Raw genomic sequence first — 17,040 nt, forward strand, 5'->3', positions numbered from 1 at the left:
TCGATCGTGGACCCTCGCTTCGGCCAGAATCTCCCGTCGCACACCGCCAGCACCCTAGACATCATCGGCCCTCAGCACCGAAGGGGGTTCCCGGACCTCCAATTTGTTCGAGCGGTGGTGACCATGCATCGCGTCAAGCGCCTACTTATCGCTCCCCTGGACCCACACCCTTGCCCTGGTCGGCACCATCTACGGCATGAACTTCGAGACCATGCCGGAGCTCAAGTGGACGGCGGGCTACCCCTTCGCCCTCCTCCTGATGGCAGTCGTCTGCGTCAGCCTCTACGTCATCTTCAAGAAGCGAGACTGGATGTAGGAGTCAGCCGACTCCTCACGCACCAACGGGAGGGGCACCGGCAGCGGTAGCCCGTCAGGCATGCACAAGGCCATCCGCCATCACCAGCCGAACGCGGCGCAGCGCCTGGAGATCGCTCAGGGGATCACCCTCGACGACCAGGAGGTCCGCGCGGAGGCCGGGAGCAGGCGCCCCGCTCGGTGTGCTCCGGCCGGCGCCCGCGCGGGCAGCGGGCCGGGCGTCGGACGCGGCGATCAGCTGGACGACCCCGCCCGGCTACGTCCGCGACACCCCTGCTGCCCGCCATGGCGTAGGGCGCGGCAGAGTCGGGCCGACCGGTGCCCCGCATGGTCACCGTCCTGCACGCCGCCGTCGACCGCCCCGGACGCCACGCCTACCGGCTCGCCTTCGCAGCGGCCCACATCCATATCGCCGGTCCGCACTACTGCGACATGCTGCGCCGCGCCGGCCTGCGCGTCCACCACGCCGCCCGGGCCTCGGCGCCCGCGCCCTAGTCGACTCGGGAGTCTTCCTCTACGGCACGCCCGGGAACGTCGCCGCACAGCCGGCCGAATTCGATCGGGCGGGGGTGGACGAAGTTGTCGTCAACGTCTCGGGAGTGTATTCCGAGCATAGCCGACCGGACGCGGTACGGGACCTCCAGGAGATCCTCGCGGCCTTCCCGGAGGCGACGAACTGAACCATGAACGGGTACGAGAGGCAGAGGCATCACCGCGTGCCGCCCTCCCGCACGCGGTGAGGAGAGGCAGGACGGTGCCCGACGACATCGCCCGATGGCTGAACGAGCACGCCAACCCGTTGAGCACCCTGACCCCCGGCGCGCCGGTGGAGGACCTGAAACCCCTGGGCGAGGCACTGCGGGGGACACGGATCGTCGGTCTGGGGGAATCCACCCACGGCACGGGCGAGTTCTTCCGCCTGAAGCACCGCATCGTGGAGTTCCTGGTCTGTGAGGAGGGGTTCACCACCCTCGCCATGGAGGCCAGCCAGTCCGCCGCCCGCGCGCTCGACGCGTACGTCCGTTACGGCACGGGCTCCCCCGAACGGCTCGTCACCAGGCTGGGCTTCTGGACCTGGCGCACCCGCGAGATGGTCGACCTCGTCGAGTGGCTGCGCGCCCACAACCGCGACCTGCCCGAAGGACGCCGGATCCGCTTCATGGGAACCGACCCCCAGCTCTGCGCCGACTCGGTCGAGGCCGTCGCCGCCTTTCTGCGCCGGACGGTGCCCGATCAGGCCGGGCGCATGGGCGCCTTGGACGTGCTGGCGCAGGCCCGCCCGGGCTCGCGTCCAGACCCGGGCAAGGCCCTGTTGCGGCGCGCCGAGGAGATCGCCCGCCTCGTCGCGGACCACGTCGAGCGGTCGGGTCCCGGCGACGACGCCGACGAGGCTCTGGAACACGCGCAGATCCTGGTCCGCGCCGCCGACCTGGTGACCCGACCCTTGGGGCCCTCGGCCGGCGAGTACGGCGTGTACGCCGCGCGTGACCGCTACATGGCCGAGGCCGTCGCACGGCTCGTGGACGACGACCCCCAGGCTCGCGTCATGGTCTGGGCACACAACGGGCACATCGCGAAGGGCACGTACGGGCAACAGGTGCCTGCCCTCGGCAGCAGACTCCGCGAACGGTACGGCAACGCCTACTACGCGTTGGCCCTCCTCTTCGGCAAGGGCTCCTTCCTGGCCCGCCGCGGCAACGACCTCCAGCGCCCACCGGCCCGCCACCGCATCGGCACCGGCCTCCGCTCCCTGGAGGCCAGGCTCACGCACGCCGTACCCGGCGACTACTACGCGGACCTCCGCGGCGCGGGTTCCCCCGCCGACGCCGCGCCCTGGCTGCACGCCCCGCACGCGCAGCGCAGCTTCGGCGCCAACGTCCAACGGTTCCTCTACCGCTTGAACACCGCCCCGCTCGTCCCGGCCGAGGACTACGACGGCATCGCGTTCGTGGCACGCTCGACCTGCTCCCACCTGCTGCCCCCGGCGGAGGACTGAGGTTCTCTCACGGCACAGGTCGAGCGCGGCGTTCAGAGTGAGCTGCCACATCGGTTCGGCCCCGGTGCCCAATGCCGCAGGGCAGAGCCAGTCCGGCAGCTGTGCCGGCGCCGGTGCTGGGGTTCAGGGATTGCGGAGCCTCACGGCGCAGAGCTCAGGCGGACGGGGACGGGGCGATCTCGGCGATCAGGGCCTCGATCAGCTGCTTGATCTTGTCGCGGATCGGGCGGACGGCCTCGACGCCCTGGCCGGCCGGGTCCTCCAGCTTCCAGTCCAGGTAGCGCTTGCCGGGGAAGACCGGGCAGGTGTCCCCGCACCCCATGGTGATGCACACGTCGGACGCCTGCACGGCCTCGACGGTGAGGATCTTCGGGGTCTCGGCGGACATGTCGATGCCGACCTCGCGCATGGCCTCGACCGCGGCCGGGTTGACGGAGTCAGCGGGGGCGGACCCGGCCGAGCGGACCTCGACGCGGTCGCCGGCCAGGTGGGTCAGCCAGGCAGCGGCCATCTGGGAGCGGCCTGCGTTGTGGACACAGACGAACAGCACGGAGGGCTTGGACACAGCGGGTCTCTTCTCGCGGGCGGGGCGGGCGCGTACCGGCGGACGATGGCGTCAGCCGTCGCCGATGTGAAAGTATCAGCCCATGATGACGTCAGTCGACACTGATCTGATGAAGGTTCTCGCCGACCCGCTCAGGCTGCAGATCGTGACCCTGCTCGCGCGGGAGACGCTCTGCACGACCCACCTCGTGGAAGAGACGGGTGCCAAGCAGACCAACCTCTCCAACCACCTGAAGGTGCTGCGCGAGGCCGGGGTCGTGGACACGGAGCCGTGCGGGAGGTTCACCTACTACCGCCTGCGCCCGGAAGTCATCGAATCGCTCGCCGGTCGGTTCGCCGACCTCGCCCGGACCGCGCGCGCCACCGCAGGGGCGAACCTCAAGCGGTCCTGCCCCTGACAGGTCGTCCCTTCCGGACAGGTCGTCCCTTCCGGACAGGTCGTCCCCGCCGGACAGGGCGTCCCTTCCGGGTCTTGCCCGACCCGCGCCGCCCGGCAAGATCCGCGTGGGACGGCCCGGCCCGCTCAGCCCCCCTGCCCGAGGAGAACCTGCCTTGACTGCCACCGAGCCCCAGGCCGCCCCGATACCGGCCGACGCTCCCCCACCCGCGCCCGGCGCGGTCCCGCCCCGCAGCCCACTGGTCGCGCGTGCGTCCGCCGAACTGGTCGGCACCGCCGCCCTGGTCGCGATCGTCGTCGGCTCCGGCATCCAGGCCACCGAGCTGACCCAGGACGTGGCCCTGCAGCTGTTGGCGAACTCCACCGCAACGGTCTTCGGCCTCGGAGTACTGATCACCCTCCTCGGCCCGGTCTCGGGCGCCCACTTCAATCCGGCGGTGACCTTGGCGCAGTGGTGGACCGCCCGGCGCGGGGGCGCGGCAGTCACCGCGCGCGAGCCGGCTGCGTACGTGTCCTCCCAGATCGCCGGCGCCGTTGCCGGTGCGGTCCTCGCGGACGCCATGTTCGGCGAGCCCCTGGTGAAGTGGTCCACGCACGACCGCTCGGGCGGCGGCCTGCTGCTCGGCGAGGTGGTCGCCACGGCCGGGCTGATCCTGCTGGTCTTCGGCCTGGCCGAGACCGACAGGCTGCGCTTCGCGCCCGCCGCCGTGGCCTCGTACATCGGGGCCGCCTACTGGTTCACCTCCTCCACGTCCTTCGCGAACCCCGCCGTGACCATCGGCCGCGCCTTCACCGACACCTTCGCGGGCATCGCGCCGTCGTCGGTGGCCGGTTTCATCGGGATGCAGCTGATCGGTGCGGTCGTGGGGCTGGCGCTGGTCGCGCTGATCTTCCAAAAGGCCAAGGACACCGAGGAGTCGTCCGTGGCGTGACGCCGTGCAGGGACGGGGTGAGGGCCGGCTGCGCGGCTCACCCGATCGCGGGGCTCCGGCGTTCCAGCAGGACGACGTCCCGCCACACGCCGTGGTGCCGGCCGATGCGCTCGCGGGTGCCGATGGTCCGGAAGCCGGCGCGCCCGTGGAGGGCGAGGCTCGCGGTGTTCTCCGGGAAGATCCCGCAGTGGATCGTCCAGATCCCGGCCGCCTCCGTGGAGACGATCAGGGCGTCCAGCAGGGCTCGGGCCACGCCCCGGCCGCGGGCGTCGGGGTGGACGTAGACCGAATGCTCGACCACCCCGGCGTACGCGCAGCGGTCCGAGACCGCGCTCGCCGCGACCCACCCCAGCACGGCCCCCGTGTCGTCCAGGGCCACGAAGCGGTGGTCGCCGAGCTTCGCTCCGTCGAACGCCGCCCACTCCGGAGCCCGGGTTTCGAAGGTGGCGTTGCCCTCGTCGATACCGCGTTGGTAGATCGCCAGGACCTCGTCCCCGCGCTCGGCCGTCATGGGTACGAGCCTGAACTCAGCTGCCATGGCCGCCTCCTTCCCCCAGGATGGCCCGGACGGCGTCCGGATGGACCGTCAAGCAGGCGTGGTTGACCTCGTGGCGGTGGGTCACGGTGTCAGCAGCCGCCGGAGGAGGCGGGCGCGGCGCCGATGGCGAGGGTGGCCGGTGCCGCGCAGCAGCCGCCGCCCTGCCCGGCGGGCTCGGGCTGATCGAAGAGGCCCGCGCCACCGCACACACCCGTCTCGGGAAGGGTGAGTTCGACCCGCTCGGCCGCTTCGCGGTCGCCGGCCAACGCGGCGGCGAGGGAGCGGACCTGCTCGTAGCCGGTGAGGGCGAGGAAGGTCGGGGCGCGGCCGTAGGACTTCATGCCGACGAGGTACACGCCCTCCTCCGGGTGTGACAACTCCTTGGCCCCGTGCGGGTAGACGGTGCCGCAGGAATGGACGTTGGGGTCGATCAGGGGGGCGAGCGCGGTCGGTGCCTGCAGTCGCTCGTCCAGCCCGAGGCGGAGCTCGCCGAGGAAGGAGAGGTCGGGGCGGAAGCCGGTCAGAGCGATGACCTCGTCGACCGGGTCGAGACGCCGCCCGTCCTCGGCGACGAGCACCGGCCGCTGCCCGTCGGCGGCACGCTCGACGGCGGCGGTGCGGAAGCCGGTGACCGCGGTCGCGTACCCGTCCTCCACCGCGGCCTTGGCCGCAAGACCGAGGGCGCCGCGCGCCGGGAGCTGGTCCGCCGCGCCGCCCCCGTAGGTCGAGCCGGTGATCCCGCGCCGCAGGATCCACACCGCATGCGTGCCCGGCGCCTCCCTCGCCAGCTCCGCCAGGTAGGCGAGCGCGGTGAAGGCGGACGCCCCGGAGCCGACGACCGCCACGCGCTTGCCGGCGTAACGTGCCCGCACTGCGGGGTTCTTGAGGTCCGGCACCCGGTAGGCGATCCGGCCGGCGGCCGTGCGCTCGCCGAGCGCGGGCAGCCCGTCGGCACCCAGCGGGCCCGGCACGGACCACGTACCGGAGGCGTCGATCACCGCGCGGGCCACGATCCGCTCCTCGCCGCCGTCCGCGCGGCGTACGTGGACGGTGAAGGGCTGAGCCTCGCGATCGGCATCGACGATCCGGTCCCGACCGGCCCGCGCCACCCCGGTCACCTCCACCCCGAACCGCACCCGGTCGCCCAGCGCGGCGGCGAGCGGCTCGAGGTACCGCTCCGCCCAGTCGCCGCCCGTCGGGTAGGCCGTGCCCTCGGGCCGGACCCACCCCGTGGGCGCGAGGAGCCTCTCCGCTGCCGGGTCCACCACCTCCGACCAGGGCGAGAAGAGCCGCACGTGCGCCCACTCCCGGGCGGCGGCGCCTGCCTGGCGCCCCTTCTCCAGGACCAGCGGGGAGATGCCCCGTTCGGTCAGGTGCGCGGCGGCAGCCAGGCCCACCGGCCCGGCGCCGATGACCACGACGGGTGGGTGGCCGCTCTCGGTGGCGTTCACGACGAGCCCCTCTGTTTCGATATGTGTCGATGTCTTGGGTCAGCATGGCACCGCACTTCGACGAATGTCAACATAGACAGATATCGAAACAACTCCCCGTGGAGCCCCCCTTCCGATTCGACGCGTGTCAACATAGATGCATGTCGAACACCAAGGTGCTGACGCTCCTGGAGCCGGATCCGGCGGACGGAGCATGCTGCCCGCCGCTCACCGAGCGCCCCTTCAGCGCCGAGGAGGCCGAGCGGACCGCGAAGATGTTCAAGGCCCTGGGCGATCCGGTGCGCCTGCGCCTGTTCTCCGCCGTCGCCTCCCACCGGGACGGCGAGGCGTGCGTGTGCGACATCTCCGACGTGGGCGTCTCCCAGCCGACGGTCTCCCACCACCTGAAGAAGCTCAAGGAAGCGGGCCTGCTCACCTCCGAGCGCCGCGGCACCTGGGTCTACTACCGCGTCGAACCGTCGGTCGTGGCCGCCATGGGCCGCCTTCTCATCAAGGCCGCCGACCGGTCGGAGTGAAGTGGGGCCGGGTCCCCGGAAGGCCCGGACCGGGCGGCGCTTCGGCGGCGCCCCGCAGCGTGCGGGGCTAGGCCGTGGGCGTCGCGAGGCCGCGCAGGATGAGGTGGACGCCGAGGGTGAAGCCGCGGGTGTCCAGCGCGGGGAGGCCGTCGGGATGGGCGGCTGAGGCCCGGAGGGAAGCGGCCAGGGCGGGGTAGCGGGGGTCGTAGTCCGCCGGGGGGAGGTTGAAGCCGGCGGTGAAGGTCTCCAGCGCCGAGCCGAGGACGAGGTTGTCGATCGCGGCGGCGGCTTCGGCGGCGGCGGCCGGTGTGCACCCGGTGCCCATCAGGGCGTCGAGCAGGGCGTCGTAGCCGCGCAGGGCCTTGTCGGAGGCGACCCGGCGGCGGGCGACCAGCGGGATCATGTGCGGGTAGCGGAGGTAGACGCCCCGGTAGCCGTGGGCGTACGCGGCGATGCCCGCAACTCCGCCCGGGTCCGTCAGCGGGCCGAGGTCGATCTCGTCGTTGATCAGCTCCGCCACGGCGTCGAGCAGGTCTTCCTTGGACGCCACGTGGTGGTACAGGGACGCGCCGCGCACTCCGAGCCGGTCGGCGATGGTGCGCATCTTCAGGGCTTCCACGCCCTGTTCGTCCAACAGCTCCAGAGCCGCGCGGGCGATGAGCGCACGGCTGAGGAGGTTCTGGCTCGGCCGTGCCATCGGGGGCTCCCTCGTCTCGGGTTGCAGATTACCCGCCGGGAACGCTTCACAAGCCGTCGGGAGCACCGCTACATTCACGCCACCTCGTTTTCCTAACGCGGTTAGATTTAGCGCGCCGGCGCCGCCAACGGCTGCCCGCGCCCGGTGAGGTGAGCATGAACGACACGTCGAACCCCGATTCGGACGCCGAGCGGCTGCAGGCGCTCGGCTACCGCCAGGAGCTGCGGCGCAGCCTGGGCATCCTCGGAAACATCTCGATGGGGTTCGCGGTGGTCTCCCCCGTCGTGGCCCTGTACGCCGTCTCCATGGTGGGGACCACGGTGGCCGGCCCGATGTGGGTGTGGGCACTGCCGCTGGTACTCGTCGGCCAGTGCCTGGTCGTCAACGTCTACGCGGAACTGACCTCCCAGTGGCCCCTGGCCGGCGGCCCCTACCAGTGGGGCCGCCGGCTGCTGGGCCCGGCGTTCGGCTGGCTGGGCGGCTGGGTCTGGCAGTTCGCCGTCATGTTCGGCAACACCACGGTGGCGTACCTCGCGGCGCCCTGGGTGTACGCGCTCTTCGGGGCCGTCCCGACGCCCGGCGGGCTGGTCGCGGTGGCCGTCGCCATCCTGCTCGTGTGCATGGTGGTCAACGCCTACGGGATCACCATCCTGCGCTGGTTCGTGTCGCTCGGCATCGCCGCCGAAGCGGTCGCCTCCGTACTGGTGGGCCTGGTCCTCCTGTTGTTCTTCCGCGAACACGGCTTCCCGCTGTTCACGCAGACGCTCGGCGCCGAGGCGCTGTCCGGGGGATCCGCCGTCGCCGGGTTCCTCGCGGCCGTGGCCGTCGCGGGCTGGGCGTTCATCGGGTTCGACGCCTGCGTGTCGACCGCGGAGGAGACCAAGGACGCCGGCCGTCAGGTACCGCGTGCCATGTGGTGGGCGCTGCTGAGCGTGGGCGCCGTGGTCATCCTCAACGCGATGGCCGTCGCGCTCGCGCACCCGCACCCCGAGGCGGTGGTGGCCGGTCAGGACATCGACCCCGTCACGACCGCCGTGGTGCACGCGTTCGGCGGCTGGTCGGACAAGCCGTTCGTGGTGGTGGTGCTGACCGGGTTCCTGGCCTGCGCGATGGCGTCCCAGGGCGGCGCGGCCCGCGGGCTGTTCTCGCTCGCCCGCGACGGGGTCTTCCCGTTCTCCCGGCACGTGCGCAAGGTCAACGGGCGCAAGGCCCCGATCGGCGGGCTCGTCGCCTCGACCCTCATCAGCGGGAGCGCGCTCGCCCTCGGGCTCAACGCCACCGCCATCGGCAGCCTCATCTCCTTCGGGACCGCCGCGACGTACCTGCCCTTCTTCCTCGTCTCGCTCGCCGCGCTCCTCGCCCGGCTGCGCGGGAGCTGGGTGCCCTCCGGCCACATCCGGCTGGGCGCCAAGGGCACCTTCCTGAACGTGCTCGCCGTGGCCTGGACGGCCTTCGAGGTGGTGAACGTCTGCTGGCCGCGCACGGTCCTGGCGCCGCCGGACGCCCCCTGGTACCAGGTGTGGGCCGCCCTGCTCGGCACGGGCGTGGTGCTGGTCACGGGCCTGGTCTACCTGGCCGTCCGCCGCCCGCACGACCGGCTCCGCGACGCGGACGGCGACGGCAACGGCAACGGCGCGGCCGCCGTACCACCCCTCGCCGAAGGGCTGGAAGCCGCCGTCGAGGGCCCCTGATACGCGGGGGCGGCCCAGCGCTCGGCCGCCGCCCCGCACCACCCGCCGCAACCCTCCGAAGGGACACCGCCATGGAACAGCCCCGCCCCACCCGCCGCGCGTTCTGTACGACCGCACTCACCGCAGCCGCGACCGTCATGCTCACCTCCCGCGGCGCCGGCCCGGCCGCGGCCCTGCCGTCCACCGGTACCTGGACGGTCCCCGCCGAGTGGGAGGCCCACTCCGGCTGCGTCATGTCCTGGCCCTGGGACCGCACCGACGGCTGGGGCGGGCTGCTCCCCCAGGTGCAGGCCGAGGTGGCCGCCGTCGCCAAGGCCATCGCCCGCTTCGAGACGGTCCTGATGTTCGCCGAACCCGGCACGACCGCCGATGCCCGCCGCCTGTGCGGGCCCTCGGTGACCGTCGTCGAGTACCCGGTCAACGACTGCTGGACCCGCGACACCGGACCGGTCTTCGCGAGGGACGCCGGCCGCACCCAGCTCACCGGCCTGGACTTCCGGTTCAACGGCTGGGGCAACAAGTACCCGTACGACAAGGACGACCTGCTGCCCGTCGGCGTCTGCTCCTACCTCTCCGTGCCGCGCCGGCCGGTGGACCTGGTACTGGAGGGCGGCTCCGTCATCACCGACGGCCAGGGCACCCTCATCACCACCGAGGAATGCCTGCTCAACCCGAACCGCAACCCCGGGATGACCCGCGCCCAGATCGAGGCGGCGCTGCTCGCGGCGTACGGGGCGACCAAGGTGATCTGGCTGCCGTACGGACTGGACAACGACCTCATCACCAACGGTCACGTCGACCTCGTCGCCTCCTACCTCGGCCCGGCCAGGGTCCTGCTGCACACCCAGCCCGACACCTCCAGCCCCAACCACGCCCGCATGGAGGCCAACCGGGCCGTGCTCCAGGCCGCCACCGACGCCTGCGGACGGCGTTTCCAGATCGAGGAGCTCCACCAGCAGCCGCACTTCCGGGTGAACGGCGCGCTCGTGGACACGTTCAGCTACACGAACTACTACCTGACCGGCGCCGCCGTCGTCGTCCCCACGGCGCAGGAGCCGGACGACGCAGCGGCACTGTCCCGGTACGCCGGGCTGTTCCCGGGCCGGGAGATCGTCGGCGTCCCGGCCCGCACCCTGGCCTGGGGCGGCGGCGGTATCCACTGCATCACCCAGCACGTCCCCGCGGTGTCCTGATCACCCGGTCCCGACCATGACCGCTGCCCCGGCCCGGCCGCCGGGACGCGCGGCGGACGGCTACGCCCGGCTCCACGAGCCGGGCGCAGCACGGTACGGGCCACGGGCGGGGGCTATTCGACCTTCGCCCAGTCCAGCGTGCGTTCCACCGCCTTCTTCCAGCCCGCGTACCCTTCCTGGCGCTGGTCCTCCGACCACTGGGGCTCCCAGCGCTTGGACTCCTGCCAGTGCGTGCGCAGTTCGTCCGTGTCGCCCCAGAAGCCGGTGGCCAGGCCGGCCGCGTAGGCGGCGCCGAGAGCGGTCGTCTCGGCGACGACCGGGCGGCTGACGGGGACGCCGAGGACGTCCGCCTGGATCTGCATGCACAGGTCGTTGGCCGTGACGCCGCCGTCCACCTTGAGCACGTCGAGGTGGACCCCGGAGTCCTGCTCCATGGCCTCGACCACGTCGCGGCTCTGGTAGCAGATGGCTTCGAGGGTGGCCCGGGCCAGATGGCCGCTGTCGTTGTACCGGGCCAGGCCGACGATCGCGCCGCGGGCGTCGGAGCGCCAGTACGGGGCGAACAGGCCCGAGAAGGCCGGCACGAAGTACATGCCGCCGTTGTCCTCGACGGTGCGGGCCAGCCGCTCGCTCTCGGCGGCATCCTTGATGATCTTCATCTGGTCGCGCAGCCACTGCACGGCGGAACCGGTGACCGCGATGGAACCCTCCAGGGCGTAGATCGCGGGGCTGTCACCGAACTGGTAGGCCACCGTGGTCAGCAGGCCGTGCTGCGAGCGGACCAGTTCCGTACCGGTGTTGAGCACCAGGAAGTTGCCGGTGCCGTAGGTGTTCTTGGCCTCGCCGGGCGCGTAGCAGACCTGCCCGACCGTCGCCGCCTGCTGGTCGCCAAGGACCCCGGTGATGGGGATCGCGGCGCGCAGGGGGCGGGAGGTGCGGGTCTCCCCGTAGGCCTCGCGGTGCGAGGAGGGGTTGATCTTGGGCAGCATGGCCCGGGGGACGCCGAAGAAGCCGAGCAGTTCCTCGTCCCAGTCCAGGGTTTCGAGGTTCATCAGCATCGTGCGGCTGGCGTTGGTGACGTCGGTCGCGTGGATCCCGCCGTCGGGTCCTCCGGTGAGGTTCCACAGGACCCAGCAGTCCGTGTTGCCGAAGAGGGCATGGCCCTGCTCGGCCGCCTCGCGCACGCCGTCGACGTTCTCCAGGATCCACTGGATCTTGCCGCCGGAGAAGTACGTGGCCGGCGGGAGGCCGGCCTTGCGGCGGATGGTGTCGCCCTGACCCGAGCGGTCGAGGGCGGCGGCGATGGAGTCGGTGCGGGTGTCCTGCCAGACGATGGCGTTGTAGTACGGGCGGCCGTTGCGGGGGTCCCACACCACGGTCGTCTCGCGCTGGTTGGTGATGCCGATCGCCGCGAGGTCGGCGGGGGTGAGGTTGCCGTGCCGCAAGGCGTTCTGGATCACCGAGTTGGTGCGTTCCCAGATCTCGACGGGGTCGTGTTCGACCCACCCCGACCGCGGGAGGATCTGGGCGTGTTCCAGTTGGTGCTTCGCCACTTCGTTCCCGGCGTGGTCGAAGATCATGAAACGGGTGCTGGTGGTTCCCTGGTCCACCGCGCCGACGAAGTCCGCCATGGGGTGCCGCCTCTCCTGTGGGATGGCCTGCTCGCTGCCCTGGGCAGCCGTGGTCACGCCTCCGGTCCCTCCGGGGTCGGCACGCGTCCGGGGGGCTCCGGCTCGGCGGTCGGCAGGAACCGGCCGATGAAGACCTTGTAGAGGGCCGCTCCGACCAGGCCGCCGATGAACGGACCGATGATCGGGACCCAGAAGTAGATGTTGCCGTACTGATCTCGCCACGCGTTCCCGTAGCCCGTGATGAAGCTCGCCAGACGGGGCCCGAAGTCGCGGGCGGGGTTGATCGCGTAACCGGCGTCGGTACCCCAGGCCATGCCGATCGCCACGACGACCAGGCCGATGATGAACGGGGCCAGGTTGGCGCCGGGAGGCGTGCCCAACAGGTCCGTGATGGCCAGGATCAGGAACAGCAGGATCGCCGTGCCGATGATCTGGTCACGCAGCGCCCCCCATTCCGTCACCGGCAGATTGGGGTTGCCGTTGGCGGGGAGGGTGGAGAAGACGCCTTGCGTCTTCGTGTGCGTGGGGTCGATCGTCGAGAGCGCCTCGCTGTAGTTCCATCGCACCAGAAGCGCGGCCACGAAGGCGCCGGCCGTCTGCGCGAGGGCGTACGGGGCGACCTTGCTCCAGGGGAACCCCTTGAACGCCGCGAGCGCCACGGTGACCGCGGGGTTGAGGTGCGCGCCGCTGAGGCGTGCCGCGACGTAGACACCGAGGGTGACGCCGAGGCCCCATGCCCAGGCGATGCTGTCGTGGTTGCCGAGGCCGCCCGGGGGATCCGTGAGGCCTCCTCCTGCCACCACCTGGGCCACCACGCCGACCCCGAAAAGGATCAGGATCATGGTGCCCGCGAATTCGGCCGACAGTTCGCCGATCAAACCTGATTTCTTCAGCCGCTCAGCCATCGAAGCCCGCTTCCCGCCGGCCCAGGACCGGCCGTGGACTGCCCGGGTCCCTCCCGCTTCTCACGATAGGACGATCACTCGAGAACCGCACGGCGTCCCCGCGGGGGCGGGCGGTGAGCCGGGGCCGACCCGGTCACGACGGGGGCTCCGGCGGTCAGCCGACGCCCCAGGACCAGGTGTGGTCGGCGGCGACGAGGCAGGCGAGGACGACGAGGTCGGCGACCCCGAGGGCGAACCCGAGGCGGGCGCGGCCGGGGCGGCGCGTGCCGCGGCGCAGTGCGAGTACGGCCAGGACCATGGCGGCCGGGCCGAGGAGGAGGTTCATCGCGAGGAGTCCGACCAGGCCCAGGAGGAAGGAGGCGACGGCCATCCCGTCGGCCTCGCGGCCACGGTTGCGGGCCGGCCGGGTGCGGGAGGTGTGCCCGGAGTCGGCGACGCGCCCGGAGTCGGCGGCGCGGTGGGAGTCGGGGGCGCGGCCGGCGCCGTCCGGGCGGCCGGCCGCGGCCGCGTGGTGGCCGCGGCCGGTCTCGTCGGCGTGGTCGCTGCCGCGGTCGGTGTCGAGGATGCGGTCGAGGGTGCTGCGGACGCTCATGACGAACCTTCCTGTCGTTCGGTCCGGCGGTGGTGACGACCGGAGCGTTCACGGATGGCGAAGACCAGCAGCCAGCAGGCGATCGCGGCCGTGACGGCGAGGGAGACGGGGGCCGACACGTGTGCCACGGTCCCCAGGAGGACCCCCATCAGCATCAGGGCCGCTACGAGGAAGAGCATCGTGCTCCCTCCGGAAAATAGGTGACAGTTGTTCACTGACTACCCAGTCTAATAGCCCTCATGCGATCCCGTGTGGCGGGGGGGTTAACTTTCCGTCATGAGTCAGACCGCCGGAGCCCGCCAACTGCAACGCCTCAAGACCCGCCGGGCCCTGCTCGACGCCGCCCTGGCCCTCCTGGAGGAGCAGAGCCTCGGCAGCCTCGGCCTGCGCGAGGTGGCCCGCGCGGCCGGTGTGGCGCCGACCGCCTTCTACCGCCACTTCCGCGACATCGAGGACCTCGGCATCGCGCTGGTGGACGAGGCGCTGGAGAACCTGCACGCCACGGTCCGCTCCACCCTCGCCACCTCGGGCGACGCCGAGCAACGCATCGCCACGGCGGTGGAGTTGATGGCCGCCTTGGTGCGCTCCTACCCCGCGCACATCCGCTTCATCGTCCGGGAACGGCACGGGGGCGTACGCCGGGTCCGCGAGGCGGTGACGGGGCAGCTCGACGCGTTCACGGTCGAAGTGGCCGAAAGCCTCGGGTCCGACCCGCTCGGCGTCGGCTGGAGCCGTGACGACCTCCTGATGCTGGCCCGGCTCTACGTCGACCACATGGTGATGACGGCTTCCGCGTTCCTGGCGGCCTCCCTGGAGGACAGCGAGTGGGACGCGGTCAGCCGCACCGCCCTGCGCCAGCTGCGGCTCATCCACGCGGGCCGGGTGCACTGGGTTCCGGCGGCGCCGGCCGGGCCGCGTGACGGCGTACCGGACACAAGCGCCTGAAACCACGCGCCCGCGCGGAGCCGGCCGTCACCGGGCGGGGCGCGGTGCGGGCGGTCGGGCCACCTCGTGGAGGGGCGGCCCCGGCTGGTCCGGCTGCGGGTGCGCGGAGGCTCCGAGCGGGCGCGCGCCGTGGCGTTCGGGGCGGTGTCCGATCTGGCTGAGGATCTCCTCGCGGGGCGTGTCCGTCTCCCCCGGCGGGGGCGGGACGATCCTGCGGGCGAGGACCCTGCCCACCCAGCGCCGGCCGCAGCGCGGGCAGGGCGCGGCGCCGCGCGGGGTGTAGGGCGAGGCCACCGGGACGCCGTCGCAGGAGAAGTACTCCCAGTGGCGGCCCTCCGCGTCGCGCCAATGTTGGACGTCGTAGTCGGTGCTCCATTCGTTCCAGCACCCGCCGCAGGCGAACGCCACGCGTTCGACGGCCAGTTCGGTGATCATCGCAGCCACCTCCTTCCGGCACTCCGGTGGTCCCGGGGGCCCGGTTCAGCCCAGCGTCGCGATGTCGATCACGAAGCGGTAGCGGACGTCGGAGCCGAGGACGCGCTCGTACGCCTCGTTGATCTTCCCGGCGGGGATCGGTTCGATTTCCGCGGCGACGCCGTGCCCGGCGCAGAAGTTGAGCATCTCCTGGGTCTCGGCGATGCCGCCGATCATCGAGCCGGCGAAGGAGCGGCGCCTGGACATGAGGGTGAACGCGTGGACGGCCAGCGGTTCCGGCGGTGCGCCGACGTTGACCATCGCACCGTCGAGGGCGAGGAGCGAGAGGTAGGCGTCGAGGTCGAGCTGGGCGCTCACCGTGTTCAAGATGACGTCGAAGCGGCCCGCGAGGTGCTCGAAGGTGCCGGGGTCGCTGGTGGCGTAGTAGTCGTCGGCGCCCAGGCGCAGTCCGTCGGCCTGCTTCTTGAGGGACTGGGACAGCACGGTCACCTCGGCCCCCATGGCGTGGGCCAGCTTGACGCCCATGTGACCGAGCCCGCCGAGGCCGACGACGGCCACCTTCTTGCCGCTGCCGGCGCCCCAGCGCTTGAGCGGCGAGTAGGTCGTGATGCCGGCGCACATGAGGGGGGCGGCCTCGTCGAGGGCGAGCCCCTCGGGGAGCGAGAGGACGAAGTCCTCGGTGACGACGATGTGGGTGGTGTAGCCGCCGTTGGTGCTGGTGCCGTCCCGGTCGGTGGAGCCGTAGGTGAAGACGGTCCCGTTGAGGCAGTACTGCTCCTCGCCCGAGCGGCACGGCGGGCACTCGCGGCAGGAGTCGACCATGCAGCCGACGCCGACCCGGTCCCCGACGGCGTGCCGGGTGACCTCCGGGCCGACCTCGGCCACGACCCCCGCGATCTCGTGGCCGGGGGCGACGGGGTAGGTCACCGGGCCCCACTCGCCGCGCACGTGGTGGATGTCGGAGTGGCAGATGCCGCAGTACTTGATGTCGATCAGGACGTCTCGCGGCCCGACACCGCGCCGTTCGACGGTGGCCGGGACGAGCGGTTCGCTCGCGGAGGTGGCGACGTAGGCCTTGGCGGTGCTCATGACGTGCCTCCAGTGACTGGGGCGGCCGAGGAGCGCGGCCCGGGGGGCGGCGGGGCCGGACCCGCCGCAGGGGCCCGTCCGGGCCACGGGGCTCGGTCTTCACCGTACGTCCATGCTGCCGCGGACGCTGGCGCTGTGGCAGCCCCCGCAGGTCACGGCGCCGGCCGCGGTCGTCCGGGCTTCACAGGAGCCGCTGCGGGAGGGAGCCCGGCGCGACCGTGTGGGAGCGTACGGAGCCTTCCGGGGTGAGGTACTCGACCTCTCCCATCGGGTCGGCGGTGACCTCGCCGACCACCGCGGCCTGACTGCCGTACGGGTGCGCGCGCACGGCCGCGAGGACCTCCCCGGCGCGCTCCGGCGGGACGAACAGGCACAGGCAGCCGGCGCAGGCCGCGTCCAGCGGCGCCAGCCCCCGGGCGGCGAGGGCGACGCGCGCCTCGTACCGCACGGGCAGGGCGGCCTCGTCCACCCGCAGGGTCAGTCCGCGCCCGGCGGCGGTCCGGCGCAGTACCTCCGCCAGGCCTCCCGCGGTCACGGTCCGGGCGTGGTGGACGCCGGGGCGCGCCGCCCGCAGCAGGTCGGCCAGGGGCGCGCAGTCGCTCGGCACGTGGTGCTCGTAGCCGAGGCCGTCGCGGAGCGAGACGAGGTGGGCGGCGTGGCTGCCCAGCGGTCCCGTCACCAGGATGCGGTCGCCGGGCCGGACGAGACGGGCGCCCAGGGGCGGTCCGCCGGGGACGCCGAAGGCGGTCGCGGTGACGAAGACCCGGTCGGCCTCGCCGGCGCGGACGACCTGGGTGTCGACGGCGGCGATGGTGACCCCGGCCTCGGCGGCGGCGGCGCGTACGGAGGCGGTGAGGCGGCGGACGAGGTCCATGGGCAGGCCGGCCTCCAGCACGAGGGCGAGGGCGATGTGCCGGGGTTCTGCTCCGGTGGCGGCGAGTTCGTTGACGGCGCCGCACACGGCGACGCGGCCGATGTCGCCGTTGCCGAAGAAGGGCGGGTCGACCACGTACGTCCTGGTGACGGCCCGCGGAGCGGGCTCGGGGCCCGCGTGGCTCGGCGCGAGGGCCTCCTCGACCAGCGTCGGCGCGTGCGGGCCGAACCCGGCCTGGGCCGCGTCCCAGTCGTGTGTGTACGTCACGAAAGCCATCCCC

Annotated in this window: 19 protein-coding genes and 1 pseudogene; 9 read left to right on the top strand and 11 right to left on the bottom strand. The window is 72.4% G+C overall.

What is annotated here, in order from left to right; genetic code table 11:
- Positions 1–175: 175 nt before the first annotated feature.
- The 3 genes and pseudogenes from OG861_RS06850 to OG861_RS06860 all read left to right on the top strand — a co-directional run.
- Positions 176–316 (top strand): annotated as a pseudogene (locus OG861_RS06850) (CorA family divalent cation transporter); the annotation flags it as partial.
- A 317-nt stretch (positions 317–633) separates the two neighbouring features.
- On the top strand, positions 634–810 hold the full coding sequence (locus OG861_RS06855) for a hypothetical protein (protein WP_330261463.1): 177 nt from the start codon (positions 634–636) through the stop codon (positions 808–810).
- Positions 811–1,069: 259 nt separating this feature from the next.
- Positions 1,070–2,311 (top strand): erythromycin esterase family protein, encoded by a 1,242-nt coding sequence (locus OG861_RS06860; RefSeq protein ID WP_330261464.1) that lies wholly within the window; start codon positions 1,070–1,072, stop codon positions 2,309–2,311.
- 154 nt (positions 2,312–2,465) lie between these two features.
- Here OG861_RS06860 and OG861_RS06865 read toward each other — a convergent pair whose 3' ends face one another.
- Positions 2,466–2,876, bottom strand: coding sequence for an arsenate reductase ArsC (locus OG861_RS06865; protein ID WP_330261465.1), 411 nt, complete (start codon positions 2,874–2,876; stop codon positions 2,466–2,468).
- An 82-nt stretch (positions 2,877–2,958) separates the two neighbouring features.
- On the opposite strand from OG861_RS06865, the gene OG861_RS06870 reads away from it, so the two are divergent.
- Positions 2,959–3,273 (top strand): ArsR/SmtB family transcription factor, encoded by a 315-nt coding sequence (locus tag OG861_RS06870; RefSeq protein ID WP_330261466.1) that lies wholly within the window; start codon positions 2,959–2,961, stop codon positions 3,271–3,273.
- A 154-nt stretch (positions 3,274–3,427) separates the two neighbouring features.
- Positions 3,428–4,204, top strand: coding sequence for an aquaporin (locus OG861_RS06875; protein ID WP_330261467.1), 777 nt, complete (start codon positions 3,428–3,430; stop codon positions 4,202–4,204).
- A gap of 37 nt (positions 4,205–4,241) precedes the next feature.
- On the opposite strand, the gene OG861_RS06880 is transcribed toward OG861_RS06875, so the two are convergent.
- Complete coding sequence (locus OG861_RS06880) at positions 4,242–4,742, bottom strand: GNAT family N-acetyltransferase (RefSeq protein WP_330261468.1); 501 nt, start codon at positions 4,740–4,742, stop codon at positions 4,242–4,244.
- Positions 4,743–4,831: 89 nt separating this feature from the next.
- Positions 4,832–6,193 (bottom strand): FAD-dependent oxidoreductase, encoded by a 1,362-nt coding sequence (locus OG861_RS06885; protein ID WP_330261469.1) that lies wholly within the window; start codon positions 6,191–6,193, stop codon positions 4,832–4,834.
- 140 nt (positions 6,194–6,333) lie between these two features.
- Here OG861_RS06885 and OG861_RS06890 point away from each other — a divergent pair, with 140 nt between their 5' ends.
- Entirely contained in the window at positions 6,334–6,708 is a 375-nt protein-coding gene (locus OG861_RS06890) for an ArsR/SmtB family transcription factor (protein WP_330261470.1), read from the top strand.
- Between the two features lie 67 nt (positions 6,709–6,775).
- Here OG861_RS06890 and OG861_RS06895 read toward each other — a convergent pair whose 3' ends face one another.
- Positions 6,776–7,405 carry a TetR/AcrR family transcriptional regulator gene (locus tag OG861_RS06895; protein WP_330261471.1) on the bottom strand — a complete coding sequence of 210 codons (630 nt, stop codon included), beginning with the start codon at positions 7,403–7,405 and terminating at the stop codon, positions 6,776–6,778.
- Between the two features lie 155 nt (positions 7,406–7,560).
- On the opposite strand from OG861_RS06895, the gene OG861_RS06900 reads away from it, so the two are divergent.
- The gene (locus OG861_RS06900) at positions 7,561–9,096 is read left to right on the top strand and encodes an APC family permease (protein WP_329199465.1); all 1,536 of its coding nucleotides are present in this window, start codon (positions 7,561–7,563) and stop codon (positions 9,094–9,096) included.
- A 71-nt stretch (positions 9,097–9,167) separates the two neighbouring features.
- Positions 9,168–10,289, top strand: a complete 1,122-nt coding sequence (locus OG861_RS06905) for an agmatine deiminase family protein (protein WP_330261472.1) — start codon at positions 9,168–9,170, stop codon at positions 10,287–10,289.
- A gap of 113 nt (positions 10,290–10,402) precedes the next feature.
- Here the strand turns inward: OG861_RS06905 and glpK are convergent, their stop codons facing one another.
- From glpK to OG861_RS06925, 4 genes are all read right to left on the bottom strand, one after another.
- Positions 10,403–11,920, bottom strand: coding sequence for a glycerol kinase GlpK (gene glpK / locus OG861_RS06910; protein WP_329202540.1), 1,518 nt, complete (start codon positions 11,918–11,920; stop codon positions 10,403–10,405).
- A gap of 53 nt (positions 11,921–11,973) precedes the next feature.
- Positions 11,974–12,825, bottom strand: a complete 852-nt coding sequence (locus OG861_RS06915) for an MIP/aquaporin family protein (RefSeq protein WP_330261473.1) — start codon at positions 12,823–12,825, stop codon at positions 11,974–11,976.
- 154 nt (positions 12,826–12,979) lie between these two features.
- Entirely contained in the window at positions 12,980–13,417 is a 438-nt protein-coding gene (locus OG861_RS06920; protein ID WP_329199459.1) for a hypothetical protein, read from the bottom strand.
- Positions 13,414–13,596, bottom strand: coding sequence for a hypothetical protein (locus OG861_RS06925; protein WP_329199458.1), 183 nt, complete (start codon positions 13,594–13,596; stop codon positions 13,414–13,416). Before OG861_RS06925 ends, OG861_RS06920 begins: the two co-directional genes overlap by 4 nt.
- A gap of 97 nt (positions 13,597–13,693) precedes the next feature.
- Here OG861_RS06925 and OG861_RS06930 point away from each other — a divergent pair, with 97 nt between their 5' ends.
- Positions 13,694–14,362: a TetR family transcriptional regulator gene (locus OG861_RS06930; protein ID WP_330261474.1), complete on the top strand. Its 669-nt coding sequence runs from the start codon at positions 13,694–13,696 to the stop codon at positions 14,360–14,362.
- A gap of 27 nt (positions 14,363–14,389) precedes the next feature.
- On the opposite strand, the gene OG861_RS06935 is transcribed toward OG861_RS06930, so the two are convergent.
- The 3 genes from OG861_RS06935 to OG861_RS06945 form a co-directional block, all read right to left on the bottom strand.
- Entirely contained in the window at positions 14,390–14,797 is a 408-nt protein-coding gene (locus tag OG861_RS06935; RefSeq protein ID WP_329199453.1) for a hypothetical protein, read from the bottom strand.
- 45 nt (positions 14,798–14,842) lie between these two features.
- A complete protein-coding gene (locus OG861_RS06940; protein WP_329199451.1) occupies positions 14,843–15,886 on the bottom strand; it encodes an NAD(P)-dependent alcohol dehydrogenase in 1,044 nt (347 codons plus the stop codon).
- Between the two features lie 181 nt (positions 15,887–16,067).
- Complete coding sequence (locus tag OG861_RS06945; RefSeq protein ID WP_330261475.1) at positions 16,068–17,036, bottom strand: AIR synthase-related protein; 969 nt, start codon at positions 17,034–17,036, stop codon at positions 16,068–16,070.
- Positions 17,037–17,040: the final 4 nt, after the last annotated feature.

The sequence above is a fragment of the Streptomyces sp. NBC_00539 genome (genome assembly GCF_036346105.1).
GTDB lineage: Bacteria > Actinomycetota > Actinomycetes > Streptomycetales > Streptomycetaceae > Streptomyces.